Here is a 3,337-nt window from a genome sequence, read left to right on the forward strand (position 1 = left end):
TCATTTTCAAAAAATATTGATTCATCGATAAATTTCATAAAAATCAGAAAAATAGAATTTTTAAGAGCATTAATTGGTAGTTTTGAGACAGACTGCCGTTGCCAGCAATACGAAAAAAATTGCGTAAATCATATTTTGTACATATATTTGTACTTTATTAAATACAATATTATGCAAATAACAACTGTATCTGATTTTAGAAAAGATATTAAAACATACTTAGACAGGGTTGTAAAGAACTTTGAGACTTTAATTATAAATCGTGGAAAAGACTCTGGAATTGTTGTTATGTCATTGCAAGAATACAATTCGCTAATGGCTACAAATCACGAATTAACTTCTCGAAAAAATGAATTACGATTGGATTCCGCAATTGAAAAACTAAAAAGCGGAATGACTATGAATAAAGACCTAATCGAAGATTAAGATGAAATACATATTCGTTGACGAATCTTGGGAAGATTATTTATACTGGCAAAAAACCGACAAGAAAAAGCTAAAGAAAATAAATGAACTTCTGAAAGACATTTCTCGAAACCCTTTTGATGGAATTGGAAAACCTGAACCTCTAAAACACAAATACGCTGGATTTTGGTCAAGACGAATTGATAGTGAGCATCGATTGATTTATAAATATAGAGAAGGAGAAATTTTAATTGCGAAATGCAGGTTTCATTACGACTGAAAAAAGTACTGCTGGCAACAACGTATATAGCTCATAGCTAACAAGTTGCTTAAATAACGTTAAGGCATATTTGGAAAGTCGCCAAATTTTTAAATTTGACGATTTCCAATAAAAAAGATAAATAGTAAAATTTAAAAATCTGGCTTGTGCTTAATCCGAAAATAATTTTATAATTTACACGCTACGAGCCATATACAATACCGTTGGCAGCAATATGAAAATTTCAGAACAATAAAGTCTATTAGATTTTAATGACACAAATAAAACTTTACAAAAGAAATTTAAAAGGATTAAAAATTATTGGAATGTCACTACCATTTGTTGTAGGTGGAGTATTAATGATAATACAAGAACCGACCGAATCAACAAATTATATAATGGCTTGGATCTGCACGTGTTTTTTTGGAATGGCTATACCAATTGGAATTTTCCATACATTTGATAAAAGACCACAAATTATAATAAGTGAGAATGGAATTTGGGATAGGACTTCAAATCAGGACGAAATAAAATGGGAACAAATTTTAGATACTTATCCTCTTGACCTTTTCGACCAAAAATTTATATCTATTGTAGCTGATGAAACATTTAAATTTAAAAAAAAGCCACTCAAGTGGGTCGAGAAAATCAATAATGAAATTGGTGTTCAAAATTTAAATTTAAATTTGAGCCAAATAAATATTGATGCAGTTAAATTAAATGAACTATTACAAAAATTAATTAATTCTGATAAAAAAGAGCGTACATTAATAATCCAAAAATTTAAACTCAAAAAAAATAATTTTTCATTTTTAAAAATACCTCTTTACATTTTAATTTCATTATTATTATTTTTATTATCTAAAACAGGAATAATTGCTTTTATGGCTATTTTATTAATTACTGGAATATCTGCTACAATTGCACGTGGATATTGGGGAGTAATCGAAAATTCCATCATAAGAAAATATGCAGGTATAATCACCTGGTTGGGTTTGATTAATATCATACTGCTAAATTTATATAATTACTTTTTTACTAATTAATATAAATTTAATTTTATCGAAAAAAACCTAAAAATACTGCTGCCAACACCGTATATAATAAATAGCTGCGTCTTTTATAAACCGGAAGTTTTGGTATATTTGGGAAGTCGCCAAATCTTTTGATTTGGCATTTGAACAAAAAAATAAAAGCAAAATACAAAAGATCTGGCTTATTTTATGGCGGAAAAATAATCGTTAATTTGCACGCTACTTATTATATACAAACACGTTGGGTAACATTTAAAAAATAATGAAATACATCTTTTACTTTTTAGTAATTCTTTCTTACACAGTTTCTTTTGCGCAATCTAAAAATTATGAAACGGGTTGGCACCTATACAATTTAAAACATCGGGTAGAGGAGTTGAGAACCGTTTACTTATATCAAGATGATGCTCCAAAAGATAAAGCTAAGTTTTATAAAAATAGAGCGGCCTTTGACGGCGCGATTGAAGGTGGTGGTGGGCTTTATAAATTTGATAAGTTAGCTCTTAATATAAGTTACATGCCTATAAGAATAAATAGTGATTATTTTTCAGCTTACACATTAGATTCTATTAATGAAAAAATAATTGACAGTACTGCATTGACTAAAACTATTATTTATAAACATTATCCTGAAGATATTGAATATAAAAATAATTTAAACTATAAAATTCCCTATAATATTCCTTATCAAATATATCATCCTTATTTCTTAAAGCTAAATCAATATTCTTATTACGCTATCTATCTGACGAAAAAAGAATATCATCACTCGATGCCAGAATCGTATAGTGATTACCGCTATACATTTACAAAAGATGATAAAATAGAGTGCTATAAAGAGTTCTTACCTTCGGTAAAGGACACGGTACATAAAAAAAACGAAAAACCGGTTAGACGTGTGGTCTATAGCTATAATGATAAAGGGCAGGTTGCCACTACCCAACATTTTTTTTGGGAAGATATAGATACTTGGGGCGTTTTTAGAGTCCTTATAGACAGTAGGTTTTATGTAAGTTCAAGTGACCAAGTTAAACATACCTACCTGTATGATGGGCAGGATCGTATCATCACCATGACTTTATTGGTGAATAATCAAAAATTTTGGGAAGAAAACTATACCTATCGTGAAGACGGGGATGGGCTCGCTAAAAAAGAAGTATATATATGGCCGAAAGCTCCTATACAACGAAATTTTGTTAGTCCTTATACCGTATTCATCTATAATGAATATGGAGATGTGGTAGAAGCCAAAGATATGGATGTAGGTAAAAAAGTTACCGATGTACGTACCTATACTTATGAGTATGATAAATATGGTAACTGGACGATGTATTGGATGTATGCCAATGAAGAAGAAGTACCTTATGTAAAAGGAGAAAGATTAATAAAGTATTTTAATGATTAATAAAAACGTTACCCAACAATATATAACAACAATTGCGGCTTTGTGTCCTGCGGACACAACCGCACAAGCTTAAAAGTCGGGAATTTTAGCTATCTTAGTTTTTAACCAACCCGCAACTGATTGTTATACAAGACCGTTGGCAAAAATACCTCGGAATGAAAAGCAAAGCGGAAAAATAATGAATCTGACTGCTTGAAAAGATGAAGTAAAAAACAAAAATTAGTTCTTAAAAGA

4 protein-coding genes are annotated in these 3,337 nt (G+C 29.8%); all 4 read left to right on the top strand.

Annotated elements, in window-relative coordinates; all coding sequences use genetic code 11:
* Positions 1–171: 171 nt before the first annotated feature.
* Positions 172–426, top strand: a complete 255-nt coding sequence (locus ACFSQ0_RS03150; RefSeq protein ID WP_379044005.1) for a type II toxin-antitoxin system Phd/YefM family antitoxin — start codon at positions 172–174, stop codon at positions 424–426.
* 1 nt (position 427) lies between these two features.
* Positions 428–685, top strand: coding sequence for a Txe/YoeB family addiction module toxin (locus ACFSQ0_RS03155; protein ID WP_042245304.1), 258 nt, complete (start codon positions 428–430; stop codon positions 683–685).
* 251 nt (positions 686–936) lie between these two features.
* Positions 937–1,710 carry an STM3941 family protein gene (locus ACFSQ0_RS03160; RefSeq protein ID WP_379043999.1) on the top strand — a complete coding sequence of 258 codons (774 nt, stop codon included), beginning with the start codon at positions 937–939 and terminating at the stop codon, positions 1,708–1,710.
* A gap of 250 nt (positions 1,711–1,960) precedes the next feature.
* Positions 1,961–3,103 carry a hypothetical protein gene (locus ACFSQ0_RS03165; RefSeq protein WP_379044002.1) on the top strand — a complete coding sequence of 381 codons (1,143 nt, stop codon included), beginning with the start codon at positions 1,961–1,963 and terminating at the stop codon, positions 3,101–3,103.
* Positions 3,104–3,337: the final 234 nt, after the last annotated feature.

Source organism: Mesonia sediminis, assembly GCF_042684705.1.
Lineage (GTDB): Bacteria > Bacteroidota > Bacteroidia > Flavobacteriales > Flavobacteriaceae > Mesonia > Mesonia sediminis.

Coding starts and splice junctions, on each gene's coding strand:
- ACFSQ0_RS03150 (WP_379044005.1), top strand. CDS start 172: ATGCAAATAACAACTGTATCTGATTTTAGAAAAGATATTAAAACATAC.
- ACFSQ0_RS03155 (WP_042245304.1), top strand. CDS start 428: ATGAAATACATATTCGTTGACGAATCTTGGGAAGATTATTTATACTGG.
- ACFSQ0_RS03160 (WP_379043999.1), top strand. CDS start 937: ATGACACAAATAAAACTTTACAAAAGAAATTTAAAAGGATTAAAAATT.
- ACFSQ0_RS03165 (WP_379044002.1), top strand. CDS start 1,961: ATGAAATACATCTTTTACTTTTTAGTAATTCTTTCTTACACAGTTTCT.